This window comes from Modestobacter sp. NPDC049651 (assembly GCF_040659695.1).
Taxonomy (GTDB): domain Bacteria; phylum Actinomycetota; class Actinomycetes; order Mycobacteriales; family Geodermatophilaceae; genus Modestobacter.
Genome location: NZ_JBFAOG010000004.1, coordinates 233,977 through 260,184, shown reverse-complemented (window position 1 = coordinate 260,184; position 26,208 = coordinate 233,977). Strand labels below are relative to the sequence as shown.

The window sequence follows — 26,208 nt, the reverse complement described above, 5'->3', positions numbered from 1 at the left end:
GGGTCAGTCCTCCTCGTCCAGCTCGCGGCGGAGCTCGCGCACGATGCGCTGGAAGTCGGCGCTGGTCTCGGTCTCCAGCGAGCGGGGGCGCTCCAGCGGCACCGGGGTGATCGAGCGGATGCGCCCGGGCCGCGGGGTCAGGAGCACCACCCGGTCGGCCAGGAACACCGCCTCGGAGATGGAGTGGGTGACGAAGACGACCGTGGCGCCGGCCTGCGCGTGGATGCTCTGCAGCTCCAGGTTCATCTTGTCGCGGGTCAGCGCGTCCAGGGCACCGAACGGCTCGTCCATCAGCAGGATCGTCGGGTCGTAGCTCAGCGCCCGGGCGATCGCCGCGCGCTGCCGCATGCCGCCGGACAGCTCACCGGGGTAGGCCTTCTCGAACCCGGGGAGGCCGACCAGCTGGCACAGCTCCGACGCCCGGGCCAGCCGGGCCTTCTTGCCGACGCCGCGCAGCTTGAGCGGCAGCGAGATGTTCTCGGCGACGGTGTACCAGGGGAACAGGTTCGCCTCCTGGAACACGACGCCGAACTGCTGGAACGCCTCGTCGTTGCGCTTGCCGTTGCGCCAGATGTTCTGCCCGTCGGCCTCCACGACCCCCGAGGTGGGGGTGAGCAGGCCGGACAGGATGCGCAGCAGCGTCGTCTTGCCGCAGCCGGAGCGGCCGACCAGGGAGATGAACTCGCCCCGGGCGATCGACAGGTTGACGTCGCTGAGCGCCACGGTCTCGCCGCGGCGGCCCTCGTAGACCTTGTTGACGCCCGTCAGGTTGAGCTGCGGCCGGACCGTGCCGGCGGCGCGGTCCGCGGTGGCCGCGCCGGCGGCGGTGGTCGTGCCGGCGGAGTGGGAACCGGTCATCGCCGCGTCACTTCCCCGGCGCGAAGTCGTCGGTGGTCCACTTCGCGGGGTCCAGGCCGTCCTTGATCATCCCGGCGGCGACCATCTCGTCGTAGACCGACTTCCAGCGCTTCGGGTCGGTCTGCAGGAGCTCGTCGGCACCGTCGGCCTGCCACGCCTTCGAGTAGAACGACAGCGTCCCCTTGGCCACGTCCGGCTGCTTCGCGGTCGGGACGTCGTACTTCTTGGCGATGCAGTCCAGCGTCTTCTGGAAGCCGTTCGCCTCGTCGTCGATGATCGACTGGGTGCTCTCCTTGACCGCGGCCATGTAGCGCTTGAGCTGGTCGGCCTTGTCCTTGTCGGCCATCTGCCGCTTGCCCGTCAGGTACAGCTGGCCGCCGGCGCTGATCGCGTCGGAGGGGTCCCAGACCCGCGCGTCGGGCTGCTGGGCCTGCAGCGCCAGCGCGGTGTCGGTGGAGACGATGTAGCCGCCGACCCGCCCGCTCTGCACGAGGTCGAAGACGCCGGGGGCCACCCCGACGACCTGCGTGGGCACGTCGTCGGGGTTGATCCCGACCGAGTTCTCCACCAGGTTCAGCGTGATCTCGCTGGACCCGCCCTCCGAGGGGATGCCCATCGTGCGGCCCTTGAGGTCATCGGCGGACTCGATCGGGTCCTTCGCCGAGGACACGAACCGGACGGTGTTGAGCTTGGTGGCCGAGCCGATGTTCACGATCGGCGCGTCCTTGCCGCCGGCGGCCAGGATCGTCTCGATGTCGCCGACCCGGGTCACCAGCGCGGAGTCGGCGATGATCGTCTGGATCGCCTGCGCCGAGCCCTGGGTCGTCTCGAACTTCACCTTGAGGCCGTGGTCGGCGAAGTAGCCGCAGGTGTCGGCGACCAGCTCCGGGGCGAACGACAGCGTCTCCAGCGGCAGGATGTTGAGGAACGTGACCTCGTCCAGCTCCTTGGACCCGCCCGAGGCCGATGCGTCCGCGTCGTCGCCGGAGCCGCAGGCGGACACCAGCGCGGCGGCGAGGCCGAGCGCGACCAGGCCGCGGCTGCGGCGCAGGGCCCGCCGTGGCCGTCCGGCGGCGCGGCGGTCGGTCGGAGTGCTCATGGACGGGCTCCCTTGCTCGTTCACTGCGGCGTGCTCTCTTCGGGTCGTCGGCGGGGCGGGTGGACGTCTTCGCCAGCGTTGTTCGCTATACGAACACGCGTTTCTATGCCGCACAGCAGCATGACCCCCATCACACGGGCAGGTCAAGGAACAGCGGGGCACCACCGGTCGCCGCGCGGCGGTTCTCGCCACCGGACGAGCACGTCCGATACGAATTGCCTGGTCAGCGGCCTGTTCCGGGTCGTCCGGGACAGATGACGCGTTCTGCAGCCGCCATTCGTCCGATCGACGGACCCGGTCGGGCGTCCTTACGGTTCGGCCCGCACCGTGGGCATGACCGCGGTCACAGCGAAGGGAGTGGGCATGAGGACTCGGGCCGCGGTCATCCGGCAGGCAGGTCAGCCGTGGGAGGTCACCACGCTGGAGCTCGACGAGCCCGGGCCCGGCGAGGTGCGCATCAAGTTCGCCTACTCCGGCATGTGCCACTCCGACGAGCACCTGCGCACCGGCGACAGCGCCGCCCGGCTGCCCATGGTCGGCGGCCACGAGGGCGCCGGCATCGTCGAGGCGGTCGGCCCCGGCGTCACCCGGGTCGTCCCCGGCGACCACGTCGTCTGCTCGTTCATCCCCGCCTGCGGCACCTGCCGCTACTGCTCCACCGGCCGGCAGAACCTCTGCGACCAGGGCGCGCAGATGCAGACCGGCATGCTCGGCGACGGCACCTTCCGCTTCCACGACGACGACGGCAACGACCTGGGCGGCTTCTGCATGCTCGGCACGTTCGCCGAGCGCGCCGTGGTGTCCCAGGCCTCCTGCGTCAAGATCCTCGAGGACGTCCCGCTGGACGTCGCGGCGCTCGTCGGCTGCGGCGTGCCCACCGGCTGGGGCTCGTCGGTCTACGCCGCGAAGGTCGCCGCCGGTGACACCGTGGTCGTCTTCGGCGCCGGCGGCGTGGGCTCGAACGCGATCCAGGGCGCGGCCTACTCCGGCGCGGCGCACGTCGTCGTCGTCGACCCGGCGCCGTTCAAGCGCGAGATGGCGATGGAGTTCGGCGCGACGCACACGTTCGCCGACGCCGCGTCCGCGCAGGAGGCCGTGCAGCAGCTCACCTGGGGCCAGCTGGCCGACCACGCCATCATCACCGTCGGGGTGCTCACCTCCGAGGTCGTGTCGCAGGCCGCCGGCATCGTCGGCAAGGGCGGCCAGGTCACCGTGACCTCGGTCGGCAAGAGCACCGACACCCAGATCCAGCTCGCCGCCAACGGCCAGGTCGTCGGCTACCAGCGCCGCATCCAGGGCCACGTGTTCGGCATGTCGAACCCGCTCTACGACATCCCGCGGCTGCTCAAGCTCTACCGGGAGGGCCAGCTCAAGCTCGACGAGCTGATCACCCGCCGGTACACCCTCGACGAGATCAACGCCGGCTACGAGGACCTGGACGCCGGCAAGATCATCCGCGGCCTCATCGTCCACGAGGCGTGACCGGCCCGGCCCGCCCTGCCCGCCCCGAGGAGATCACCGTGCACGTCTCCCACCACGTCGACGGCGCCGCGCTCGACTCCGCCGACGGGCGCACCTTCGAGTGCGTCTCCCCCATCGACAACTCCGTGGTCGCGACCGTGGCGCTCGGCGGCCAGGCGGAGGTCGACGCCGCGGTCGCCTCCGCCCGGGCCGCCTTCCGCGGGTGGTCGCGGACCCCGGTGGCGCAGCGCGCCGCCGTGCTGCACCGGGTCGCCGACCTCATCGACGCCCGGCGCGACGAGCTGGCCGACTGGGAGACCCGCGACATGGGCATCCCGGTCTCCGACGCCCGCGCGGTCGACGTCCCGCGCTCGGCGGCGGTCTTCCGGTTCTTCGCCGACTGGGCCACCCAGGTGGGCAGCGAGTCCTACTCCGACCCCGCGGCCGGCACCCTCACCTACACGCTGCGCGAGCCGCTGGGCGTGGTGGCGGCGATCGCACCGTGGAACCTGCCGCTGCTGACCATGGCGTGGAAGGTGGCCCCGGCGCTGGCGTTCGGGAACACCGTGGTCGCCAAGCCCGCCGAGCAGAGCCCGCTGACCGCCACCTTCCTCGCCCGGATCTGCACCGAGGCCGGCCTCCCGGACGGCGCGTACAACGTCGTCCACGGCTTCGGGCCCGGCTCGGCCGGCGAGGCGCTCACCCGGCACCCCGACGTCGACGGGGTCGCGTTCACCGGTGCCTCCTCGACCGGCCGCGTGCTCATGCGCGACGGCAGCGCCAGCCTGAAGCGGCTGTCGCTGGAGCTGGGCGGCAAGTCGGCCACCATCGTGGCCGAGGACGCCGACCTGGACGTCGCCGTGCCGGGCGCCGTCCGCTCCATCGTGAGCAACGCCGGGCAGCTGTGCGTGGCCGGCTCGCGGGCGCTGGTGCACCGCAGCATCTACGACGAGTTCCTGTCCCGGGTGGTCGACGAGCTGGCGGGCTGGACGCAGGGCGACCCGCGCGACCCGGCCACCCGGCTCGGCCCGCTGGTGACGGCCGAGCACCTGGACCGCGTGCTCGGCTACGTCGACCTGGCCCGGGAGGAGGGCGCCAAGGTGCTCACCGGCGGCGGCCGGCCCACCGACCCGGCGCTGGCCGACGGCAACTTCCTGCAGCCGACCGTGCTGGTCGACGTGCACAACGGCATGCGCTGCGTGCGCGAGGAGATCTTCGGGCCGGTGCTCGCGGTCATGCCGTTCGACACGATCGAGGAGGCGATCGACATCGCCAACGACAGCCCCTACGGGCTGGCCGGCTCGGTCTGGACCCGGAGCCTGGAGACCGCGCAGACCGTGGCGCGCGAGGTGCGCACCGGCAACATGTGGGTCAACTGCTTCTCGGTGCGCGACCTGCGCGCACCGTTCGGCGGCTTCAAGGACTCCGGGATCGGCCGCGAGGGCGGTGACCACTCGCTGGAGTTCTACACCGAGCTCAAGTCGGTCGTCCTCAAGACCTCTCCCGCGCAGTAGCCCCGCGCGGGAGCGCGGGCGGCCGGCCACCCCGGGGCAGGGGGTGGCCGGCCGCCCGCGTCAGCGCGCCCGGGCGGCGGTGCCCGCGGCGACCGCCGCGGTGTCCGGCGTGCGCCGGGCCCGGACCCCGAAGGTGGCCAGCAGCGCCACCAGGCACAGCGCGCTCACGTACAGCGCGATGGGCGTGGACGACCCGTACGCGTCGTAGAGCGCGGTCGCGACCAGCGGCGTGATCGCGCCGCCGATCATCCCGCCCACCTGGTAGGCGATCGAGATGCCGCTGTAGCGGTAGCGGACGTCGAAGATCTCGGTGAACAGCCCGCCCTGCGAGCCGGCCATGATGCCCTGCACGACGGCGGCCACCACGAACGCGAGCAGCGCCGGGCCGGTCTCGCCGGTGTTGACCAGCGCGAACATCGGCAGCGGCCAGACCACGCAGGTGAGCGCCCCGAGGGCGAACACCTTCCGGGAGCCGTATCGGTCCGAGACCAGTGCCGACACGACGATGGTGGCGATCCACACCGACGTCGAGATCAGGATGAGCGTCAACAGCCGGGTGCGGTCGAAGCCGACGACGGTGGTGCCGTAGGTGAGCATGTAGACGATCACCGTGTAGCCGATCGCCGGGGGCGCGATCGAGGCGAGGCTGGCGCACACCAGGGTGCCGGGCTGCTCCTTGACCAGCTGGGCCACCGGGACCTTGGTGACCTCGCTCTTCTCCTTGAGCTCCTGGAACTCCGGGGCGTCCTGCAGCCGGCTGCGGACGACGAAGCCGACGGCCACCAGCAGGATGCTGAGCAGGAACGGGACCCGCCAGCCCCAGTCGAGGAAGGCGTCGTCGTCGAGCTCGGAGACGGCGAGGAACGCGAGGTTCGACGTCAGCACCCCGACCGGCACCCCGAACTGGGCGAAGCTGCCGTACACCGCGCGCCGCCGCGGGGAGGCGTGCTCGGTGGCGATGAGCACCGCGCCGCCCCACTCGCCGCCCACGCCGAAGCCCTGGATGATCCGCAGGCTGATCAGCAGCAGCGGGGCGCCGATGCCGATCGCGGCGTAGGTGGGCAGCACGCCGATGAGGAACGTCGACCCGCCGGTCATCAGCAGGGTGAGCACCAGCATCGCCTTGCGGCCGATCCGGTCGCCGTAGTGCCCGATCACCGCCGCGCCGATCGGGCGGGCCGCGAAGCCGACCGCGAAGGTGGCGAACGAGGCGAGCGTGCCGGTCAGCGGGTCGAACTCGGGGTAGAACAGCGGCCCGAAGGCGAGCGCGGCCGCCGTGCCGAAGATGTAGTAGTCGTACCACTCGATGGACGTGCCGATGAAGCTGGCCGCGAACAGGCCCTTCTTCGACGGGCCGGTCCGTGGGGTCGGGCTGGTGGTGGAGGCCACGGTGCGTGCTCCTCTGGACGCCGGGGCGGACTCGGGGCTGGGTCGGCGGGACGGGCACCGGCTGCACCTGTTCCCACCGCCCCCTCGATGCAACCGGCCGGCGGGAGGGCTGTCCCGCGTCGCGGTGCCCGTCCTGTGTGCCACCTGGGGACCGCGGGCGCTACGTCACTTGTCCCGGGCGGGCTCCCGGGTCCCGACCTACCGTGGGCCCGGGGACCGTCGGGTCCCCGATCCGCCGACGCACCGGGAGTGCACGAGTGCCCCACGAGCTGCCCGAGATCCGCACGGACCTCTTCATCGACGGCGAGACGCGGACGGCCGACGACGCGCTCCAGGTCGTCGACCCCGCCGACGGCTCGATCGTCGGCTACGCCGCGGCCGCCACCGCCAAGCAGGCGGAGGAGGCCGTCGCCGCCGCGCACCGCGCGTTCCCCGGCTGGGCCGCCCGCAGCCCGCAGGACCGCGCCGCGCTGCTCACCGCCGCGCTCGCGCCGCTGGAGGCCGACCGCCCGGCGACCGCCGAGGTGCTGACCCGCGAGAACGGCAAGGTGCGGATGGAGTCGTTCATCGACTCGATCGTCTTCGCGCACCGCTTCGGGCTGGCCACCGCGCTGGCCGACGAGGTCGACCGGGTGGTCGAGCTGCCCGCCCCGCCGCTGGACACCCGGGTGTCCTACCTGCCGCTCGGCGTCGTCACGATCATCGTGCCGTTCAACTGGCCGCTGGCGATCCTGGCCGCCTCGCTCCCCCAGGCGCTGCTGGCCGGCAACACCGTGGTGGTCAAGCCGCCGCCGACCTGCCCGCTGGCCACCGTGCGCACCGTCGAGCAGGTCGCCCGGCTGCTGCCGCCCGGCGTGCTCAACGTGGTCACCGGGGCCGACGCGGAGATCGGCGCGGCGCTGATCAGCGACGACCGGGTCAAGAAGGTCGCCTTCACCGGCAGCGTCGGCGGCGGCAAGCGGATCATGGCGATGGCCAGCGAGTCGCTGACCCGGGTCACCCTGGAGCTGGGCGGCAACGACCCGGCGCTGGTCCTGCGCGACGCCGTCCTGGACGACGACGCGGTGATGAAGCTGTTCACCGGCACGTTCGACTCCACGGGCCAGATCTGCATGGCGGCCAAGCGGATCTACGTGCACCGGTCGCGCTACGACGAGGTCGTCGACGGCCTGTCGAACGTGCTGTCGACGATGAAGCTGGGCCACGGCCTGGTCGAGGGCGTCACGATGGGCCCGCTGCACAGCCCGCGGCAGAAGGAGTACGTCGCCGAGCTCGTCGCCCAGGCCCGGGAGTCCGGTGCCGAGGTGCGCGAGTTCGGTGAGGCGTTCGAGGGCCAGGACCTGTCGCAGGGCAACTTCCTGCGGCCCTCGCTCGTGCTCGACCCGCGGGACGACGCCCGGGTGGTCGTCGAGGAGCAGTTCGGGCCGACCATCCCGATCCTGCCGTTCGACGACCTGGACGACGCCGTCGCGCGGGCCAACGACACCTGGTCGGGCCTGTGCTCGTCGGTGTGGACCGCCGATCGCGAGCAGGCCGCCGCGGTCGGCGCCCGGCTGCGCACCGGCTACACGTTCGTCAACTCGCACGGCGCCGCGGTGCTCGACGAGCGCGCGCCGTTCGGCGGGTTCAACGGCAGCGGCATGGGCCGCGAGCTGGGCATCGAGGGGATCCGCGACTTCATGGACACCCACTCGGTCGGCCTCCCCGCCTCCTGATCCCGCGGGGTGCCGCCGCCGGTCAGCCGGCGGCGGCGCCCCGTGCCGCGCGCAGCATCTCCGCGCGGTCGACGACCTTCACCCGCTCGCGGCCGCCCTGCGCGCCCAGCGACCGCTCCAGCTCGTCGAGCAGCTCCCAGCCGGACCACTCGACCACGTGCACGCCCCGGGCGGCCAGCAGCGCGGGCAGCGCCGCCGGGTCGCGCACCGCGGCCGGTGGCAGCCCGGGCAGGTCCGCGGCGAGGTGCCCGACGGTCTCGGCGGCGTCGGACTTCGTGTGCCCGATCAGCCCGACCGCCCCGCGCTTGACCCAGCCGCTGGCGTACAGCCCCGGCAGCACGTCGCCCTCCGGGCCGAGCACCCGGCCGGCGGCGTTGGGCACCACCCCGGCGGCCTCGTCGAACGGCACGCCCGGCAGCGGCGAGCTGCGGTAGCCGACGGCCCGGTAGACCGCCTGGACGTCGAGCACCGTGGTCTCCCCCGTGCCGCGGACCGTGCCGTCGCCGGTGAGCTCGGTGCGCTCGACCTCCACGCCGGTGACCCGGTCGGTGCCGAGCACCCGCACCGGGCGGGTGAGGAAGTGCAGGTGCAGCCGCCGGGGCGCGGTGCGCGACGCCGGGTCGACGGCGGCCCAGCCGGTGAGCGCCTCGACCACCTGCGCCACCTGGTGCGAGCCGGCGACCGCCGCCCGGGAGGCGTCGTCGAACTGCAGGTCGGCCGGGTCGACGACCACGTCGACGCCGGGCACCTCGCCCAGCTCGCGCAGCTCCAGCGGGGTGAACCGGGCCTGCGCCGGCCCGCGGCGGGCCAGCAGGTGCACGTCGGTGACCGCCCCCGCGGCGAGCTGGGCGAGCACCTCGTCGGGGACGTCGGTGCCGGCCAGCGCGGCGTCGTCGCGGACCAGCATCCGGGCGACGTCCAGCGCGACGTTGCCCGCGCCGACGACCGCGACGGCGGGGGTGTCCAGCGGCCAGGTGCGCGGCGCCTCGGGGTGGCCGGCGTACCAGGAGACGAACTCGGCGGCGCCGTGCGAGCCGGGCAGCTGGGCGCCGGGCACCCGCAGCTCGGCGTCCCGGGACGCACCGGTGGTGAGCACCACCGCGTCGTAGTGCGCGCGCAGGTCGGCCAGCGTCACGTCGGTGCCGAGCTCGACGTTGCCGAGGAAGCGGATCCGGCCGCGGGCCATCACCCGGTGCAGCGACCGGCTGATCATCGCGCTGACCTTCGGGTGGTCGGGCGCGACGCCGTAGCGGATCAGCCCGAACGGCGCCGGCAGCCGCTCCAGCAGGTCGACCTCCACCGCCACCTCCCGGTGCCGGCTGAGCGCGTCGGCGGTGAAGAACCCCGCCGGCCCCGCGCCGACCACCGCCACCCGGTAGGGCCCGTCCGTCGTCACTGCCGCTCCTCCCCCGGCGCCGTCGGCACCGGTCGGGACCACGGTACGGCGGGCCGGCCGGGCGGTCAGGCGGGCCGGGCGGTCGGGCGGTCAGGCGGTCAGGCGACGGCGGGTGCCCGCCGCGGGCGGCCGGTGCGGCGTGTCGACGACGTCGCCCGGAACCTGCTTGTCCCCGCCGGTGGCGGTCCCTAGCGTCGCGGGGCGACACCCGTCGCCGCACCGGAAGGGCACCACCCGCGATGTTCGCTCGACTCGGACGCTTCGTCGTCCGGCACCCGTGGCAGGTGATCGCCGCGTGGATCGTGCTCGCCGTGGCGGTCGTCGCCCTCGCACCGAAGCTCACCTCGACCAGCGACGAGGCGGAGTTCCTGCCGAGCCACTACGAGTCGATCCAGGCGCTGGACCTGCAGGAGCAGGCGTTCCCGTCCGCGCGGACGCCGGACGCGCTCATCGTCGTCGAGCGGCGGGACGGCGCCCCGCTCACCGACGCCGACGCCGACACAGTGACCCGGGTGGCCGCCGCGCTCACCGCGGAGGACGTCGAGCACGTCGAGGGCATCACCGCCGTCCCGCCGACGGGCAACCGGCTCGTGCAGCTGGTGGCGGTGCAGCTGCCGGACGTGAGCAGCGGCAGCGACACCCGCGCCACCGACGCGGTCGCGGACCTGCGCCCCGCGCTGCAGGACCAGCTGCGCGACACCGACCTGCGCGGCGGCATCACCGGCAACGCCGCCCAGCAGCTCGACGCCCAGGACTCCGGCAGCCGGGCCGAGGCGATCGTCGGCATCGCCACGATCGGGCTGATCGTGGTGCTGCTGCTGGTGATCTTCCGCAGCCCGATCATCGCGCTGCTGCCGATCGTCACCATCGGCCTGGTCTCCCAGGTGGCCACCGGGCTGATCGGCTGGGCCAACGAGGCGTTCGACCTCGAGGCCGACAGCTCGGTCACCTCGATCCTCATCGTGGTGCTGTTCGGCGTCGGCACCGACTACATCCTGTTCCTGATGTTCCGGTACCGGGAACGGCTGCGCGCGGGCGACGACCCGAAGACCGCGATGGTCAACGCGGTGGCCCGGGTCGGCGAGGCGATCGCCTCGGCCGCCGGCGCGGTGATCATCGCGTTCCTCGCGCTGCTGCTGTCGACGCTGGGCCTGTTCCGGGCGCTGGGTCCGGCGCTGGCCATCTCGGTGGCGGTCACCCTGGTCGCCGGGCTGACCCTCATCCCGGCGGTGGTGTCGCTGCTGGGCACCAGGGTGTTCTGGCCGTCCAAGGCGTGGCGGAGCGAGCCGAAGGGCGACCGGGCGGCGGCGATCGGCACCTCCCTGGGCCGGCACCCGGTGCGCTACGTGGTCGCCTCCGGCGGCGTCCTGGTGCTGCTGGCGGTCTTCGCCCTCGGCTTCAGCGCGAACTTCGACCTGTCGGCGGGTTCGTCGGACAGCACCGCGGAGTCCGCGGTCTGGCAGGAGGAGCTGCTCAAGACCGTGCCGGCCGGCGCCACCCAGCCCACCGACGTCTACCTGCGCTCGGACGACGGCAGCCGGCTCGACGACGGCGCGGTCGCCGACTTCGGCGCCCGGCTGGCCGGCGTCCGCGGCGTGGGCGAGGTGGCCCCGCCGCAGCTGTCCGAGGACGGCGCCGTCGCGGACTTCTCGGTGACCCTCGCCGACAGCCCGGAGTCGAAGGCGGCGCTGGAGACCGTCCGCGGTCCGCTGCGCGACGACGCGCACGCGGCCGCACCCGCCGGCACCACCGCCCTGGTCGGCGGCATCACCTCGGTGTTCGTCGACATCCAGTCGGCGATGAACCGCGACTACGCGGTGGTGTTCCCGGTCGCCGCAGTGCTGATCATGCTGATCCTGGGCGCGCTGCTGCGCAGCGTCGTGGCGCCCTGGTACCTGATGGCGGCGGTGGGGCTGGGCTTCGCGGCCACCCTGGGGGCCAGCGTGCTGGTGTTCCAGACGATCGGCTCCGAACCGGGGCTCATCTTCACCCTGCCGCTGATCATGTACCTGTTCGTGGTGGCGCTGGGCACCGACTACAACATCCTGATGGTGGCCCGCCTGCGCGAGGAGGCGCAGGAGGGCAACGCCCCGCGGCAGGCGGCGGCGATCGCCTTCCGGCACGCGGCGCCCACGGTGGCCGCGGCCGGGGTCATCCTGGCCGGCACCTTCGCCTCGCTCATGCTGGCCGGCAACAGCCAGCTGACCCAGATGGGCTTCGCCATCTCGGTGGGCATCGCGATCGCCGCGTTCGTGATGGCGATGTTCTTCGTGCCCGCGCTCACCGCCCTGATCGGCCACCGCGCGTGGTGGCCGGGGCACGCGGACGCGAGGCGACCCGCGGACGAGCGGCCGGCCCCCGAGGCCGAGCCCGCCCGCCTGTAGCCGTCCGGGGTGCCCGCCGGGCTCGGCGGGCACCCCCTCAGGGCCGCGCGAGCAGCTCCACGGTGCCGGCGGTGGCGTCCAGCCGCAGCCGGTCGCCGGTGCGGAAGGCCGCGACCGGGTCGGCGTCCAGGTCCGACAGCGCCGGGACCCGGGTGACCACCGCGCCGAGGGCCACCTTGGTGGTCATGGTGCTGAACACCATCCCGATCGGCGCGGTGCCCAGCAGCCGGGTCGACTGGAAGAACCCGGACCAGCCCGAGGAGCCCTTGGCGCCGGGGAAGACCAGGATCTTGCCGGTGAAGCAGACGCCGCACAGCTCGTGCCGGCGCTCGATGATCGTGCCGGTGGCCGGGTCGATGCCGCCCCAGCCGGAGATCGTCTCGTGCGACACCAGCGCCTCGCCCTCGACGACGCCGGGCACGATCGTGCGGCCACGCAGCAGGGTGCGCGGGGCGGCCTGGTCGATGCCCGCGTGGTCGATGCCCGTGCCGTCGATGCTCATCGCAGCTCCCCCCGCCAGCGGCCGGTGACGGCCGCGTCGACGCAGTCCTCCAAGGTGCCGAACCAGGCCTCGATGCCGAGGATCGCCGGCAGGTAGTGCGCCTGCTTGGCCGAGTCGGTGGCGAACACCCGGGTGCCCGCCGGCGCCGTCCGGGACATCGCCGGGCAGGAGTCGGTGAGCACCTTGCCGCCCGCGGCCTCGATCACCGCGGTGTAACCGCTGCGCCGGGCCACCGCGGCCAGCGCGGCCGGTGCCATCAGCCACAGCTCGGTGCCCGGGTGCAGCTTGCGGCCCTCCAGCGCCCGGGCGGCGTCGCGGATCTGCTCCAGCGACGCGTGCGGGCAGCCCAGCAGCACGAAGTCGACGTCGGTGCTGCGCCCCTGGTCGTTGAGCGTCTCGTACACCGCCCGCCGCTCGGCCGGCCCGTAGACGACCGGCTCGGGCACCCGCCCGCCGCCGAACGCCGCCTCCACCGTCGGCGCCTCGGGCGTGATGCCGGGCAGGTGGTACATCTCCACGCCGCCCGAGGAGGCCGCGGCCGCGCCGAAGTGCTTGAGGTCGGTGAGGTCGGGGTGCGCGTACGGGCCGACGACGACCGGCCGCTGCTCCTGCACCAGGTCGCCGACGAAGTACCCGAGCATCCCCCAGTCCAGCAGGTCCTCGACCCGCGCGCCGACCTGCACGAGGTGGGTGCCGTACCGGTTCTCCGCCAGGTGGTTGCCCCAGTACGGGATCCGGCCGGTGAGGCTCGCCGCCCCGGTGGAGGCGCCGCCCTCGCAGTTGGTGCGGGCGCCGAGCACCGAGTTGCAGTAGACGACCGCGGAGGACTCCATCCACGCGCAGTGCTCGCCGCGCACCGGCAGGTTGCCCACCTGGTACGGCGTGCAGGTGGCCAGGATGCTCACCCCGCGGCCGCCGATGTAGGCCTCCGCCTCGCCCTGCAGCTCCGCCCAGTGCCGCGGGTAGGGCACGGTGTCCAGGGCGTCGACGCCGAACCCGGCCTGCAGCTGGCAGGTGGGCACCTTCACCCCGGGGACGGCGAAGTCGCCGTCGCTGTCGAGGTTGATGACGGCGAACGCCTTGTCCCAGCCGCCCTCGGCGACCAGCTTGGCCTTGGCCGGCGACGGCTGGGTGGTGGTGCCGGCGACGTTGCGGGTCTCCACCAGCCGCTCGGCGCCCAGCGCCTCGCCGTACCGGACGAGCAGGTCCATCGCGGCGGCGACCGCGGGGCCCTCGTCCCCGTCGGCCATCGCCCGTTCCTCGTCGGTGAGCAGCACGCGGTCCTCCTCCTCGGTGCGATCGGATCAGCGGTCCAGCGGGTCAGCCGCCGACGTTCTCCGCGATGCGGCCGGCCAGCGCGGCCAGGTCGACGTCGTGCGTGCTGTCCTTGCCGACCAGGTCGAGCACGTGCGCGGCGGCGTGGCCCATCGCCCCGCACGGGCCCATCACCCGGACGCTGGACAGCGCGGCGGCGTCGCCGTCGACGCACCGGCCGGCGACCAGCAGGTTGTGCACGTCCGGCGGGGTCATCGCGCCCAGCGGCACGTAGTGCAGGTGGTCGGGGCCGAAGGTCTCCCAGACGTAGCCCTCGGGGCTGTCGTGCAGCTCGACCGGCCAGGAGGTGCGGGCCACCGCGTCCGGGAACCGGGTGCCGGCGCGCACGTCGTCCAGGGTGAGCTGCTGCCGGGCGGCGACCCAGCGGGTCTGCCGGCGGCCGGGGAAGCCGTAGGCGCGCACCCGGGCCCGGCCGAACGTCGCCGGGAACTCGGTGCGCAGGAACTCCACGACCCGGTCGGCCTGGGCGCGGCCGGCGAGCTGCGCGCGGGTGGCCGCGATGGGGTCCAGCGGCGCCTCGATGTGGGTCATGTTGAGCACCGCGGTGCCGCGGCCGGGGAAGTAGAAGGCCAGCCCGTCGCGGCGCAGCAGCCCGTACTCGTCGGCCTTGGCCCGCACCCGGGCGGACAGCTCGTCGGGCTCGGGCAGCACCGCCTCGTCGACGTCCTCGACGACCAGCTGCTGCGAGCCGTAGATCTCCCGCTCGGGCAGCCGGCAGGGCAGCCCGGCCTCCCAGGCCAGCGCCGCGTCGCCGCTGGCGTCGACGAAGCCGGTGGCCTCGACCTGCACGCTGCCGTAGCGGGTGGCGAACCGGACGCCGGCCACCCGGTCGGCGTCCCGGTCGACGCCGGTGATGACCGCGCCGGTGACCACCTGGATGCCGGCGGCGGCGACGGTGTCCTCGACCCAGCGGCCCAGCCGGACCTCGTCGTAGCCGATGGTCAGGGTGTGGCCGCGGCGCTCGAACAGGTCGCCGGTGGCGCCGAGGTCGCGGAAGATGCCGTCGAACAGGCCGTGGGTGAGCTGCTGGTACTCCGGGCCGTTGCCGTAGACGCCGCAGAACAGGCCGATCAGCGAGTTGACCATCTGCCCGCCGAGCACCGGCAGGGCGTCGACGAGCACGACGTCGTGGCCCAGCCGGGCGGACTCGACGGCCGCGGACAGGCCGGCGATGCCGGCGCCGACGACGCAGACGTCGGCGGTCACCAGGTGGTCCGGCGGGGCGGACGGGCCGGCGGGCCCGCCGTCGCGCAGCACGGTGCGCACGGGCAGGTCGGTCAGCGCATGAGGCATGGCTCACACGCTAGGCAGCCGGGGCGCTCTGTGGAAACAACCATTCCGGCTGGCGACCATCAACCGCGTTGATGGTCGGTCAGAGCACAGCGGCGACCTCGGCGACCAGCTCGCGGAACCAGCGGTGGGCGGGGTCGCCGTCGAGGTCCGCGTGCCACCACAGCCGCTCCTCGATCGGCAGCGGGTCGCCGGGGCAGTCGAGCACCCGCAGGCCGAGCGGCCCGGCGACCGCGGTGGCCAGCCGCTCCTGCACCAGCGCGACCCGGTCGGTGCCGGCGACCAGCCGGGGCACCGCCTCGTAGCCCTCCACCCGCACCCGCACCTCCGGCTGGATGCCCAGCTGCCGGAGCGGGCCGTGCAGCGGGGCGGCGGTGTCCAGCCCGCGGTCGGGCTGGAAGGCCACCACCCACGGCAGCTCCCCCAGCGCGGCCGCCGTCAGCAGTCCGCCGCCCGCGGTCGGGTGGTCGCGGTCGACGACGACCACCCACCGGTCGGTGAACAGCGGCAGCGACCGCATCCCCGGCCGGTCCAGCCGCGCGGCCGGGGGTGCCACCACGCCGTCCAGCAGCCGGATGGTGTCGGCGACGTCGGCGGTGAACGCCTCGCGCACCAGCTGCAGGTGCAGCCGGACGCCGGGCGCCCGGGCGGCCAGCGCCGCGGACAGCCGCGCACCGAGCACACCGATCGTGTAGTCGGCGGTCACCAGGGTGAACTCGCGCCGCGACCGGGCGGGGTCGAACGCCCGCCCGGTCGCGAACAGCCGCTCGGCGGCCGCGCAGACCGCCTCCACCTGGTCGGCGAGCTGGGCGGCCAGCGGGCTCAGCGCGTAGCTGCCCGCCCGGCGCACCAGCAGCTCGTCGTCGAAGTGCCGGCGCAGCCGGGACAGCGCGGCGCTGGCGGCCGGCTGGGTGACCCCGATCCGGGCCGCGGCCCGGGTGACGTTGCGCTCCCGCAGCAGCTCGCGCAGCGCCACCAGCAGGTTGAGGTCCAGGTTGGCCAGGTGGGCGGCCGGTCGCGCCGCGGGGTCCTCCACGACGGCGGACCGTACCGCCTGCCCGGTCAGGACCGGCCGGTCATCGACTCCTCGACCAGCCCGGGCGGGGCGGCGTCGAGCATGGCCAGGATCGACTCGGCGAGCTGCCGGGCGCCGGCCGGGTCGAGCTCGACGGCGACCCGCGCCGCGGCACCGCGGTCGGGGTTGCGGAAGTCGATGTTGAGCGTGTGCGCCTGCGGGGCGGACACCGGGTGGTCGAAGTAGACGGTCGCCGCGGTCAGCGGGAACCACCCCGAGGCCCCCTTGCCGGCGCCGGTCAGCGGCAGGGTGGCGGTCTGGTACGTGCACACGGGGAGGCCTCCTCAGACGCTCAGGTGACGGCCGAAGAACGACCAGATCCGCTGCCAGCCGTCGACCGCGGCCGCGACCCGGTAGGCGGGCCGGTCGGTGGAGAAGAAGGCGTGCCCGGCGTCGTCGTAGCGGTGGAACTCGTGCTCCTTGCCGGCCTCGGTGAGCAGCCGCTCCAGCTCGTCGACGTCCGCCGGCGAGGGGTAGGAGTCCTCGTTGCCGAACAGCCCCAGCAGCGGCGCGCGCAGGTCCGGCACCCGGTGGGCCAGCGGGCCGACCTGCAGCGGGAAGCCCTCCGGGGGCTCGCCGACGACGAACGCGCCGTAGCAGTCGACCGCGGCGTCGAGGTCCAGCGCGGTGGCGGCGAGGAAGGACTGCCGGCCGCCGGAGCAGTAGCCGATGGTGCCCACCCGGCCGTTGGAGCCGGGCAGTGCGCGCAGGTGCGCGGCCGCGCCGGCGACGTCGCCGACCAGCCGGTCGTCGGGCACCCCTCCGGCGGCGCGGGCCGCGGCGGCGGCGTCGTCAGGGTCGGCGCCGGGCGCCTCGCGGGTGTACAGGTTCGGGCAGATGGCGAGGTAGCCGTGCGCGGCGAACCGCCGGGTGACCTCCAGCGACCAGGCGTCGTAGCCGGGCATGTGGTGGATGACGACGACGCCGCCGCGCGGCTCGCCGCCCGACGCGTCCAGCGGCTGCGCCAGGTAGGCCTCGATCCGGTCGCCCCCGGCGCCCTCGATGTGCACGGTCTCGGCCCGCAGGTCCCCGATCAACCCGGTCGTCCCCTCGTCCTCGCGCCCACCCGTCGCGGGCACCCCGGCACACCCAACCACTGCCCGCGCCGGGCCGCGCGGGAGGTGGTCCGTCGCTCCGGCGCCGCGTGGCCGGGCGCTCCCGGGGGTAGGGAGCGCCCGGCGAGACCAGCCGCCCGCTGCGACAGCAGAGGCTCCGAGATGGCCCAGCCGACGACGAACCGGGCCCGATCCGCAGCGCACCGCTCCGCCGCGGCGCGCACGGTGCCGGGCCCGAGCCGGCGCCCGCCGCCCCCGCGGCGGCCCGACCGCGGCACCCCGCCACCCCCGGCCACGGCGCCGGCCCCGGCGGCGACCGGCACCCCGGTGCCCGGCTGGCTGGCGGCCGGCGCGGCGTGGGGGTGGCGGCTGCTCGTCGTCGGCGCGGTCGGCTGGTTCGTCGTCCGGTTCCTGTCCGGGCTGACCGTGGTCACGGTGCCCGTCGCGCTCAGCATCCTCCTGACGGCGCTGCTGCTCCGGCCGACGGCCGTCCTGCGCCGCCACGTGCCCCGCGCGGTCGCCGGCCCGGTCGTCCTGGTGACGCTGGTCGTGCTGGTCGGCGGCGTGGGGGCGCTGATGGGCTGGCAGGTGGCCGGCCAGCGGGAGCGGCTGGTCGCCGAGGCCGGGGACGTCCTCGACGACGTGGGCGGGCGGCTGGCCGGGCTGCCCGGGGTGGGCGAACGGTCGACCGACCTGGTGGACCGCGCGGGCGAGTGGCTGCAGACCCACGACGACGCGGTGCTCAGCGGGGCGCTGACCGCCGGCTCGCTCGCCGCGAAGGTCTTCGGCGGGTTCGTGCTCACCCTGTTCCTGACCATGTTCCTGCTGATCGACGGCGACCGGGTGTGGAGCTGGTTCGTGCGGCTGCTGCCCCGGCACACCCAGCCGGCGGCCAACGGCGCCGGGCACCGGGCGTTCCAGGTGCTGGCCGGCTGGATCGTCGGGACGGCGCTCATCGGCGTGGTGCACGCGGTCACCCTGGGCGTCACCCTCTGGCTGGTGGGCACGCCGCTGGTGCTGCCGCTGGCGGTCCTGGCCCTGCTCGGCGGGTTCGTCCCGGTGGTGGGCGAGGTGGTGTTCGGCGCGCTGGCCGCGGCGGTGACGCTGGCCAGCGCCGGGGTCGGGCCGCTGCTGGTGCTCATCGGCGTGCTGGTGGCCAGCAACATCTGGGAGCCCTACCTGCTGCAGCCGCTGATCATGCGGCGCACGGTCCGGCTGCACCCGGTGGCGGTGCTGCTCGGCATCGCCGTCGGAGGCACGCTGGCCGGCGTCCCAGGCGCGCTCATCGCCATCCCGCTGTCGGCGGCGGTGCACGCCGCGGTCAAGTACCTGACCGGCATCGAGGACATCGGCGGCAACCCGCTGCGCGACGAGGACCGGATGGCCGCGGAGGCGCCGCCGCTGACCGCGGTGCCACCCGGTCCCCCGGCCCGGTCGCGGCTGCGCATCCGTCCCCGGCGGGCCGGCTGACCGCTCAGCCGGGGACGGCGGGCACCAGCGGGGACGTGCGGTCACCTCGTCGACCGGCGCCTCGGGCGCGTGCCCCGCGTCGTCCCGGAAGCGGTAGAGCGCTTCCCGGTCGGGCAGCCCGTGGCCGGCCCGGCAGCGCAGGCTGCCCACCTCCCCGACGTACACCGGCCGCGGCCGGCGGGCGACGGCGTACCGGCCGGCCCGCTCGACCAGCCGGGCGCCGCAGGTCGGGCAGTGCAGGTTGTGCACGGACTGGATCCACACAGACTCCATGCGCACAGCGTCCGCACACGGTCACCGGCTGCCAAGGTCGGGCACAGCACTGGGACGACTCGTCACCGGATCGCAAAGAACGGCGGCCGGCACATGACGAGTGCGTGACGCTCGCGCGCCTGGCTGTCCTCCGGCCCCCCGGGCGGGGACGCTGGAGCCATGCACGCTGAAGCCATGGACGCGGGAGCGAGGGCAGCCCACCCGGAGCAGCACGGCACGAGCCGGCCCGCCGGCGCACCCGCGCCCGGCCGCACCGAGGTCGTCACCTCGCGCAGCGGGCGGGTGGCGGTGCACGGCGACCTCACCCGGCAGGGCGCCGACCTGCTGCGCGGCACGGTCGAGACGCTGCAGCGGCGGGGCCACGACCCGGTGGTCGTCGACCTGCGCGCGGTCGCGTCGGTCGACGCCGGCGGCCGCGCGGTGCTCGAGTCGCTCCGCACGCACGTGGCCGCTGCCGGCGGTCGGCTGATGCTGCGCAACGAGCCCCCCGCTCTGGTCTGAGCCGCTGGGTCGCTGAGCTGCGGGCCCCACCTCCCGGGGTCAGCGCCCCCGCCGGCCGCCCCGGCCGGGCTCCACCTGGAGCACCCGCCGCAACCCGGTGCGCCGCAGCATGTCCTCGGTGCGCCGGTTGGCCCCGCGCAGCACCACCGCACCGCCCCGCGCCCGGCAGGTCCGGTGCGCCCACAGCAGGCTCGCCACCACCGGGCTGGCCAGCTGCGCCACCCCGGTCACGTCGACGACCAGGCGTCGGGCGCCGGCCAGCAGCGCGTCGTGCAGCAGCCACCGGACGTCGGCCAGCCCGTCGGCGAGCAGGTCGTCGTCCAACCGGACCACCACCTCGCCGTCCGCCGCCGACGCGGCGTGCCGGTCCCAGCGCAGCAGCCGGCCCGCGTCCGCGGTCGCGGTCATCGCACGCTCCTCGATCGGCTCCGGCGTCCCGGCGACGACGGTGCCCGGCCGGCTTTGCGACCACCCCTGCGGTTCCTTTGCGATCGCGTGACGATCGCGCCGGCGCGGCCGGGCGCCCTCCCGGCCGGTGGCACGATGGCGGCCGTGCCACCGCGTCTCCTGCTCGTCGAGGACGACGACTCCATCCGCACCTCGCTGCGGTGGGCCCTGGAGGACGAGGGCTACCAGGTGGACGAGGCGGTCAGCGGTGAGGACGCCGTCCGGCAGGTCGCCGGGTCGCCCCCGGACCTGATGATCGTGGACCTGATGCTCGGCGCGATGAGCGGCTTCGAGGTGATCCGCCAGGTCCGGCGCACCCGCGACCTGCCGATCATCGTGGTCAGCGCCCGCGCCGACACCCACGACGTCGTCGCGGCGCTCGAGGCCGGCGCTGACGACTACGTGACCAAGCCGTTCGAGGTCAAGGAGGTCACCGCCCGGCTGCGCGCGCTGCGCCGCCGGGCCGGGAGCGGCGCCGGCGCCGAGCGGCCCGCCGAGGTCGTGCTGGACGCCGACCCGGCCGCGCCGCTGGTGCTGCGGCCCGACCGCGGCACCGTGCACCGCGGCGAGGAGCAGGTGCACCTGACGCTGACGGAGTTCCGGATGCTGTGCGAGCTGGCCGCCGCACCCGGCCGGGTGTTCAGCCGGCAGGCGCTGCTGGAGCGCGTGTGGGAGCACGGCTTCTTCGGCGACGAGCGGCTGGTCGACGTGCACGTGCGCCGGCTGCGCACGAAGGTCGAGCGCGACCCGGGCGCACCGCAGCTGGTGGTGACCGTCCGCGGGCTGGGCTACCGGCTGGACCCGCGGTGAGGACCCGGCGGTGAGGGTGCCGCTCGCGCCCCGCCGGCTGCGGGCCCGGATCGTCGTCGCGTTCGGCGTCGGCGCGCTGCTGGTCTCGGCCGTGCTGGTGGTCACCACGTTCGTGCTCGCCCGCAACTACCTGCTCGACCAGCGGCAGGGCACCGCCACCCGCCAGGCGTTCGCCGACGCCAACCTGCTGGCCAGCCGGCTGTCGACGGCGGGCAGCCAGGTCGGTGAGGAGCTGCCCGACGTCGTGCCGTCCGGCCGCGCCGGGGTCGTGGTGCGCCGCGACGGCAACTGGTACGCCTCCACGCTGGACGTCGGCGCCCGGGACGTGCCGGCCCCGCTGCAACGGCTGGTCCGGGACGGGACGGCGGGCACCGTGCGGGTGCAGGCGGCCAGCGGGCCGCGGCTGGTCGTGGGGGTGCCGGTGGTCGGGGCCGGCCTGGAGTTCTACGAGGTGGCGCCGCTGACCGAGCTGCAGACGTCGCTGCACACCCTGTCGGCGGTGCTCGGCGCCGGTGCGGCGGCGGCGACCGCGGCCGGGGCGGCGTTCGGCGTCTGGGCCAGCCGGCGGGTGGTGCAGCCGCTGGAGCAGGTGGCCGGCGCCGCCACCCGGATCGCCGGGGGCGAGCTGGCGATCCGGCTGCCGCCGACCGAGGACCCGGACCTGGTCGGCATCGTGGCCAGCTTCAACAGCATGGTCGACGCGCTGGCCGCCCGGATCGACCGGGACGCGCGCTTCGTCGGCGACGTCAGCCACGAGCTGCGCAGCCCGCTGACCAGCCTGGTGACCAGCGTCGAGGTGCTCGCCGGGCGCCGGGAGGAGCTGTCCCCCCGCGGTCGGCAGGCCCTGGGGCTGGTCGAGCAGGAGCTCGGCCGGTTCCGGCACATGCTCGACGACCTGCTGGCACTGGCCCGCCTGGACGGCGCCCCCGAGGAGGGCGCGGGGCCCGTGCCGGTGGCCGCGCTGGTCCGCGAGGTGCTGCGCCGGCGCGGCGGCGACGTGCCGCTGACCGGGACCGACCCGGACGGGAGGACCACGGTGCTGGGCTCGAAGACGCGGCTGGAGCGGGCGGTGACCAACCTGCTGGACAACGCCCAACTGCACGGCGGCGGAGCGACCGCGGTCCGGGTCGAGCGGCGGGACGGCACGGTGGCGGTCGTGGTGGACGACGCCGGGCCGGGGGTCGCGCCGGAGGACCGGGACCGGGTGTTCGAGCGGTTCGTCCGGGGCCCGCGGTCGGCCCGCCGGTCGCTGCCGGGCGCGGGCCTCGGGCTGGCCATCGTCGGGGAGACCGCGGCCCGGCACGGCGGCGCCGCGTGGTGCTCGGCCAGCCCGTCGGGCGGTGCGCGGTTCACGCTGTCGCTGCCGGCGGCGCCCGACCCGGCGGGCCGGCCGTGAGGGCGCGGCGGGCCCTGGTGGCCGCTGCCGCGGTCGGCCTCCTGGCCGGCTGCGGGGTGCCCACCGGCGGCGCGCCGGAGACGATCCCGCCGTCCGAGGTGCCGTTCGGGCTGGCGTCCTCCAGCCCGGCCGCCCGGAGCACGGCACCGGCCCCGGACGCCGCCGGCCGGCCGCAGGTCTACCTGGTCGGCGCCGACGAGGCGCTGGTGCCGCGCACCCGGGAGCTGTCCGCCGGCAGCCCGCGGGAGCAGCTGGCCGAGCTGCTGGACGACCTGTCCGCGGGGCCGCAGCGCGACGAGCTCGCCGACCGGCTGTCGACCGCGTTGCCCCCGGAGCTCACCCTGGACGTCGCGGAGACCGCGGACGGCACCGTCTCGGTCGCGCTCGGCGGGTCGGCGGAGGCGCCCTCGGGCCGGGCGAGCAAGCGGGCGGTGGCGCAGATCGTGCTGACCGCCACCAGCCTGCCGTGGGTGGCGGCGGTCGTGCTCACCCATGACGGCCGGCGGCTGGACGCGCCGCTGCCCAGCGGCGAGCTCACCGCCGAGCCGCTCACCGCCGCCGACTACCGGCCGCTGCTGACGCCCTCCCCGACTCCGACGGGCTGATCCGACGCGCCCCTCCCAGGGCCGGCGCTAGGCTCCCACCAACTGTTGCGCGGCGACATCGACCACCCCAGGAGCTCCGTGGACACCAGGACCGCCGACCAGGTGCTGCTGGCCACCGCCCGGCTGGTCACCGGGATCTCGGTGCGGGCGGCCGACCAGGTGGGCGACCTGACCCCGGTGCAGCTGCGCGCGCTGACCGTCGTCCGCCAGCTCGGACCGCTCAACCTCGTGCAGCTCACCGAGGCCCTGGGCGTCACCGTCTCGACCACCAGTCGGCTCGTCGACCGGCTGGTGGCCGCCGACCTCGTCGACCGCCGCCCGTCCGAGGTGACCCGGCGGGAGATCAGCCTGACCCTCACCGCGCACGGCGCGGACGTGCTGCGCAGCTACGACCGGCTGCGGGTGCAGGCCCTGCGGGAGCGGCTGCACCGGCTGCCGCCCGAGGACCAGCAGACCGTGCTGGACGCGCTCGCCCTGCTCACCGACGAGCGCGCGGCCGGCTGATCCGCCGGTCACCGGCCGAGGCGGGCGGCGCACTCCAGCAGCAGGGCGTGGACGAAGGCCTGGGGCAGGTTGCCGCGCAGCTGCCGCTGCCCGACGTCGAACTCCTCGGCCAGCAGCCCGGGCGTGCCGCAGGCGGCACGGGTGCGCTCGAACCAGCGGAAGGCACCCACCTCGTCGCCCGCGGCGTCCGCGGCCAGGGCCATGACGAAGCCGCAGAGCAGGAACGCCCCCTCCTGCTCCCCCAGCGGCGCCGCGCTGGGCCGGAACCGGTAGACGTAGCCGTCCTCGGTGAGCCGGTCGGCCACCGCGGCGAAGGTCGCCACGCTGCGCGGGTCGGTCACCGGCAGCGCGCCGCGCACCGGCGGCAGCACCAGCGAGGCGTCGACGCCGTCCACCGTGGGGCTGCGCCGCCACCAGCCCTGCGGCGTCAGGCAGCGCCGGCTGGTCTCGGCCAGCACCCCGTCGGCGAAGGTGACCGCACGGGCGGCGTCCCCGGGCCCGGGCGCCACCGCGGCGACCTGCCGCAGGCCGGCGACCAGCGCCAGCCGCGACTGCGTCCACCAGTCGTCGTCCAGCTCCCAGATGCCGGCGTCGGGGGTGTCCCACCGCTGCTCGGCCACGTCGACGAGCACCTGCACGGCCCGCCAGCCGTCGGCGTCCAGGCAGTCCAGCCGGGCGGCGGCGGCGAACAGCTGCAGCACCTCGCCCACGGCGTCCAGCTGGAACTGCTGGTTCACCCAGTTGCCCGCCCGGGCCTCCCCGCCGGGGTACCCGGGCAGGTCGAGCAGGTGCTCGTCGGGCACCGGCCCGCCGTCGACCCGGTAGGCGGGCTTCAACCGGTCGCCGTCGGCGAGCACCCGCTCGGTGGCGAACCGGACGGCGTCGAGCAGCGCCGGCAGCGCGCCGCAGGTCGCCGCGGCCACGCCGCTGTAGGCCTGGTCGCGCAGCCACACGTACCGGTAGTCGTAGCTGCGGTGCCGGCGGGCCCGCTCCGGCAGGCCCATCGTCGCGGCGGCGACCATCCCGCCGGTGCCGGCGGTCAGGCCGCGGAGCACCGCGTGGGCGTGCACGGCGTCGCGCGGGGCCACCGTGCCGGACAGGTCGGGCTGCTCCTCCGACCACGCCGTCGCGGTGGCCGACCAGAGCCGGTCCGCGTCCGGTGCGGCACCGGGCTCGTCGAGGCCGACCTCGAGCACCAGGTCGACGACGTCCCCCGCGGCCACCTCGAGCTCGCAGCGCAGCACGCCGTCGGCGTCCGGCCGGGCGTCCGGGGCGCCGGTCCAGCGGATCCGCAGCGGACCCGACCGCGCGGTCCAGACGCCGCCGTGCCGGTGCAGATCGGTCATCGGGTGCGCGCCGGCCCCGGCCCGGACGTCGAGGCCGACCGCGACCCGGGCGTCGCCGTCGAGCGCCTCCACCCGCCGGAGCACCACCGCGGTGCGCGGGTCGGCCGGGCGGGCGAGCGCCTCCCGGCACTCGACGACGGAGGCGTCGCCGGTCACCCAGCGGCTCCGCCAGATCAGGCTGCCGCGCTCGTAGTGCCCGCCCCAGGTGTACCGGCCGGTGGGGGTGACCACGTAGGAGCCCGGGCCGCCGAGCAGGTCGCTGAACGCCGGGTCGTCGTGCCACCGCGGCAGGCAGAGCCAGCTGATGTCGCCCCGCGGGCCGAGCAGCGCACCCCGCTCGCCATCGGCGATGAGCGCGTACTCCCGGAGCGCGTGCGGCAGCCGCCCGCCCTCGACCGCCCGGGGCAGCCGCCCGCTCACCGCTGCGCGACCGGGGCGGCCAGCGCACCGACCGCGGCCGAGACCAGCGAGGTCCCCCCGCTGACCTCCGCCGCCCGTCGGTAGCGCGGCAGTGCTGCGGCCAGCGCGACCATGCTGGCGGCGTGCACGGTGTCGACCCCGACGCCGAGCAGCACCACGGCGCGCGACGGGCGCAGCAGCACCAGCCCGTGCTGGGCGACCAGCCGGCCGCCCAGCAGCCGCACCACCCAGGCCCGGGGCTCCGGCCCACCCCCGGCGACGGCACGGGTGACCCGCTCCGGCGCGACGAGCAGCACCGCGCCCCACACCGCCGCGACCGCCGACGCCGCCCGGACGACGGCCCGCCGGTTCACCGCCGCCGCCGCCGGAGCGCGGCCGCGCCGGTGAGCAGGCCGGCGCCGAGCGTGGCGGCCACCGCACCGTGGTGCCGGCTGGCCCAGATCTGCGGGTCCCGGGTCCACGCCCCGTCGCTGAACACGCCGCGGGCACCGAAGTCGCGGCCGCCCGGCCCGTCGGCCGGTTCCCAGAGGTCCTCCTCCGGGTCGGCCGACGCGGGGACGTCGGTCTGCTGCCCCTGGACCCCCGTGCGGGCGAGGTACCAGTCCAGGAACTGCGGCCAGACCATGTTCCCGGCGATGGTGTAGACGGTCGGGATGCCCACCCACCACGCCCGCCGGCGCGGGTTCTCGGCGGCGTGCACCATCGCCTCGCCGATCACCTCGGGCTGGTAGATCGGCGCGACCGGCTGCGGCCGCTTGGGCAGCTTGTTCACCACCCACTGGAACTGCGGGGTGTTCACGCCGGGGATGTAGACCATCGTCACGTGCACGTTGCTCCCGTCGATGCGCAGCTCGGTGCGCAGCGACTCGGTGAAGCCCTTGATCGCGTGCTTGGCGCCGCAGTACACGCTCTGCAGCGGGATGCCCCGCCGGCCCAGCGCCGACTCCGCCTGCACGACGACCCCGCGGTCCCGCGGCTTCATCCGCCGCAGCGCCGCCATGGTGCCGTGCACGAAGCCCAGGTAGCTGACCTGCGTGACCCGGGCGTACTCCTCGGCGGTGAGGTCCTCGAACTTCCCGAACACCGTGCTGAACGCGACATTGCACCAGACGTCGATCGGGCCGAGCTCCGCCTCGACCCGGTCGGCGGCCGCCTCGACCGCGGCCGCGTCGGCGACGTCGACGGGCACCACCAGCGGCGTCCCGCCGGCGGCCCGGACGTCGTCCGCCGCAGCCGCGAGCCCCGTCTCCCCCCGGGCCAGCAGCGCCACCTTGTCCCCGCGTCGCGCGAAGGCGATCGCGGTGGCCCGGCCGATCCCGGCGCTGGCCCCGGTGACGACGACGACCTCGCTCATGTGTGTCTC

General features: G+C 75.3%; 24 protein-coding genes. 10 read left to right on the top strand and 14 right to left on the bottom strand.

Features of this window, described 5'->3' with window-relative positions; all coding sequences use genetic code 11:
• Positions 1 to 3: 3 nt before the first annotated feature.
• Together AB0J00_RS08600 and AB0J00_RS08595 are read right to left on the bottom strand one after the other, a co-directional pair.
• Positions 4 to 858 (bottom strand): ABC transporter ATP-binding protein, encoded by an 855-nt coding sequence (locus AB0J00_RS08600; RefSeq protein ID WP_357743041.1) that lies wholly within the window; start codon positions 856 to 858, stop codon positions 4 to 6.
• 7 nt (positions 859 to 865) lie between these two features.
• Positions 866 to 1,957 (bottom strand): ABC transporter substrate-binding protein, encoded by a 1,092-nt coding sequence (locus AB0J00_RS08595; protein WP_357743038.1) that lies wholly within the window; start codon positions 1,955 to 1,957, stop codon positions 866 to 868.
• A 363-nt stretch (positions 1,958 to 2,320) separates the two neighbouring features.
• Between AB0J00_RS08595 and AB0J00_RS08590 the strand changes: the two genes are divergently transcribed.
• Together AB0J00_RS08590 and AB0J00_RS08585 are read left to right on the top strand one after the other, a co-directional pair.
• Positions 2,321 to 3,439 carry an NDMA-dependent alcohol dehydrogenase gene (locus AB0J00_RS08590; protein ID WP_357743035.1) on the top strand — a complete coding sequence of 373 codons (1,119 nt, stop codon included), beginning with the start codon at positions 2,321 to 2,323 and terminating at the stop codon, positions 3,437 to 3,439.
• On the top strand, positions 3,436 to 4,932 hold the full coding sequence (locus tag AB0J00_RS08585; RefSeq protein WP_357743032.1) for an aldehyde dehydrogenase: 1,497 nt from the start codon (positions 3,436 to 3,438) through the stop codon (positions 4,930 to 4,932). Before AB0J00_RS08590 ends, AB0J00_RS08585 begins: the two co-directional genes overlap by 4 nt.
• Positions 4,933 to 4,992: 60 nt before the next feature.
• Here the strand turns inward: AB0J00_RS08585 and AB0J00_RS08580 are convergent, their stop codons facing one another.
• Positions 4,993 to 6,321 carry an MFS transporter gene (locus AB0J00_RS08580; RefSeq protein ID WP_357743029.1) on the bottom strand — a complete coding sequence of 443 codons (1,329 nt, stop codon included), beginning with the start codon at positions 6,319 to 6,321 and terminating at the stop codon, positions 4,993 to 4,995.
• A gap of 257 nt (positions 6,322 to 6,578) precedes the next feature.
• Here AB0J00_RS08580 and AB0J00_RS08575 point away from each other — a divergent pair, with 257 nt between their 5' ends.
• Entirely contained in the window at positions 6,579 to 8,036 is a 1,458-nt protein-coding gene (locus AB0J00_RS08575) for an aldehyde dehydrogenase family protein (protein WP_357743026.1), read from the top strand.
• Between the two features lie 22 nt (positions 8,037 to 8,058).
• On the opposite strand, the gene AB0J00_RS08570 is transcribed toward AB0J00_RS08575, so the two are convergent.
• Entirely contained in the window at positions 8,059 to 9,432 is a 1,374-nt protein-coding gene (locus AB0J00_RS08570) for an FAD-dependent oxidoreductase (RefSeq protein WP_357743023.1), read from the bottom strand.
• A 239-nt stretch (positions 9,433 to 9,671) separates the two neighbouring features.
• On the opposite strand from AB0J00_RS08570, the gene AB0J00_RS08565 reads away from it, so the two are divergent.
• Positions 9,672 to 11,816, top strand: a complete 2,145-nt coding sequence (locus AB0J00_RS08565) for an MMPL family transporter (RefSeq protein ID WP_357743020.1) — start codon at positions 9,672 to 9,674, stop codon at positions 11,814 to 11,816.
• Positions 11,817 to 11,853: 37 nt separating this feature from the next.
• On the opposite strand, the gene AB0J00_RS08560 is transcribed toward AB0J00_RS08565, so the two are convergent.
• The 6 genes from AB0J00_RS08560 to AB0J00_RS08535 all read right to left on the bottom strand — a co-directional run bounded on the left by AB0J00_RS08560 (position 11,854) and on the right by AB0J00_RS08535 (position 17,097).
• A complete protein-coding gene (locus AB0J00_RS08560) occupies positions 11,854 to 12,318 on the bottom strand; it encodes a DUF126 domain-containing protein (protein ID WP_357743018.1) in 465 nt (154 codons plus the stop codon).
• Positions 12,315 to 13,595 carry an aconitase X catalytic domain-containing protein gene (locus AB0J00_RS08555; protein WP_357743015.1) on the bottom strand — a complete coding sequence of 427 codons (1,281 nt, stop codon included), beginning with the start codon at positions 13,593 to 13,595 and terminating at the stop codon, positions 12,315 to 12,317. Before AB0J00_RS08555 ends, AB0J00_RS08560 begins: the two co-directional genes overlap by 4 nt.
• 43 nt (positions 13,596 to 13,638) lie before the next feature.
• Positions 13,639 to 14,946, bottom strand: coding sequence for an FAD-dependent oxidoreductase (locus AB0J00_RS08550; RefSeq protein WP_357743012.1), 1,308 nt, complete (start codon positions 14,944 to 14,946; stop codon positions 13,639 to 13,641).
• A gap of 79 nt (positions 14,947 to 15,025) precedes the next feature.
• Positions 15,026 to 15,979 carry a LysR substrate-binding domain-containing protein gene (locus AB0J00_RS08545; RefSeq protein WP_357743009.1) on the bottom strand — a complete coding sequence of 318 codons (954 nt, stop codon included), beginning with the start codon at positions 15,977 to 15,979 and terminating at the stop codon, positions 15,026 to 15,028.
• Positions 15,980 to 16,005: 26 nt separating this feature from the next.
• Entirely contained in the window at positions 16,006 to 16,290 is a 285-nt protein-coding gene (locus AB0J00_RS08540; RefSeq protein WP_357743006.1) for a DUF6295 family protein, read from the bottom strand.
• A 12-nt stretch (positions 16,291 to 16,302) separates the two neighbouring features.
• Complete coding sequence (locus AB0J00_RS08535) at positions 16,303 to 17,097, bottom strand: dienelactone hydrolase family protein (protein WP_357743003.1); 795 nt, start codon at positions 17,095 to 17,097, stop codon at positions 16,303 to 16,305.
• 138 nt (positions 17,098 to 17,235) lie between these two features.
• Between AB0J00_RS08535 and AB0J00_RS08530 the strand changes: the two genes are divergently transcribed.
• Both AB0J00_RS08530 and AB0J00_RS08525 read left to right on the top strand, forming a co-directional pair.
• On the top strand, positions 17,236 to 18,543 hold the full coding sequence (locus tag AB0J00_RS08530) for an AI-2E family transporter (protein ID WP_357743000.1): 1,308 nt from the start codon (positions 17,236 to 17,238) through the stop codon (positions 18,541 to 18,543).
• 447 nt (positions 18,544 to 18,990) lie between these two features.
• Entirely contained in the window at positions 18,991 to 19,317 is a 327-nt protein-coding gene (locus AB0J00_RS08525) for an STAS domain-containing protein (RefSeq protein WP_357742998.1), read from the top strand.
• A gap of 39 nt (positions 19,318 to 19,356) precedes the next feature.
• Here the strand turns inward: AB0J00_RS08525 and AB0J00_RS08520 are convergent, their stop codons facing one another.
• A complete protein-coding gene (locus AB0J00_RS08520) occupies positions 19,357 to 19,725 on the bottom strand; it encodes an STAS domain-containing protein (RefSeq protein WP_357742995.1) in 369 nt (122 codons plus the stop codon).
• Positions 19,726 to 19,860: 135 nt separating this feature from the next.
• Between AB0J00_RS08520 and AB0J00_RS08515 the strand changes: the two genes are divergently transcribed.
• The 4 genes from AB0J00_RS08515 (at position 19,861) to AB0J00_RS08500 (ending at position 23,079) form a co-directional block, all read left to right on the top strand.
• Positions 19,861 to 20,574, top strand: coding sequence for a response regulator transcription factor (locus AB0J00_RS08515; protein WP_357743245.1), 714 nt, complete (start codon positions 19,861 to 19,863; stop codon positions 20,572 to 20,574).
• A gap of 10 nt (positions 20,575 to 20,584) precedes the next feature.
• Positions 20,585 to 21,970, top strand: coding sequence for a HAMP domain-containing sensor histidine kinase (locus AB0J00_RS08510; protein WP_357742992.1), 1,386 nt, complete (start codon positions 20,585 to 20,587; stop codon positions 21,968 to 21,970).
• On the top strand, positions 21,967 to 22,575 hold the full coding sequence (locus AB0J00_RS08505; RefSeq protein ID WP_357742989.1) for a GerMN domain-containing protein: 609 nt from the start codon (positions 21,967 to 21,969) through the stop codon (positions 22,573 to 22,575). Before AB0J00_RS08510 ends, AB0J00_RS08505 begins: the two co-directional genes overlap by 4 nt.
• A 78-nt stretch (positions 22,576 to 22,653) precedes the next feature.
• Complete coding sequence (locus AB0J00_RS08500; protein ID WP_357742986.1) at positions 22,654 to 23,079, top strand: MarR family transcriptional regulator; 426 nt, start codon at positions 22,654 to 22,656, stop codon at positions 23,077 to 23,079.
• An 8-nt stretch (positions 23,080 to 23,087) separates the two neighbouring features.
• Here the strand turns inward: AB0J00_RS08500 and AB0J00_RS08495 are convergent, their stop codons facing one another.
• Genes AB0J00_RS08495 through AB0J00_RS08485 form a run of 3 tightly spaced genes read right to left on the bottom strand, consistent with a single transcriptional unit; the run spans position 23,088 to position 26,199 of the window.
• A complete protein-coding gene (locus AB0J00_RS08495) occupies positions 23,088 to 24,845 on the bottom strand; it encodes a glycoside hydrolase family 15 protein (protein WP_357742983.1) in 1,758 nt (585 codons plus the stop codon).
• On the bottom strand, positions 24,842 to 25,198 hold the full coding sequence (locus AB0J00_RS08490) for a hypothetical protein (RefSeq protein ID WP_357742980.1): 357 nt from the start codon (positions 25,196 to 25,198) through the stop codon (positions 24,842 to 24,844). Before AB0J00_RS08490 ends, AB0J00_RS08495 begins: the two co-directional genes overlap by 4 nt.
• Positions 25,195 to 26,199, bottom strand: a complete 1,005-nt coding sequence (locus AB0J00_RS08485) for an SDR family oxidoreductase (protein WP_357742977.1) — start codon at positions 26,197 to 26,199, stop codon at positions 25,195 to 25,197. The genes AB0J00_RS08490 and AB0J00_RS08485 overlap by 4 nt, the downstream gene beginning before the upstream one ends.
• Positions 26,200 to 26,208: the final 9 nt, after the last annotated feature.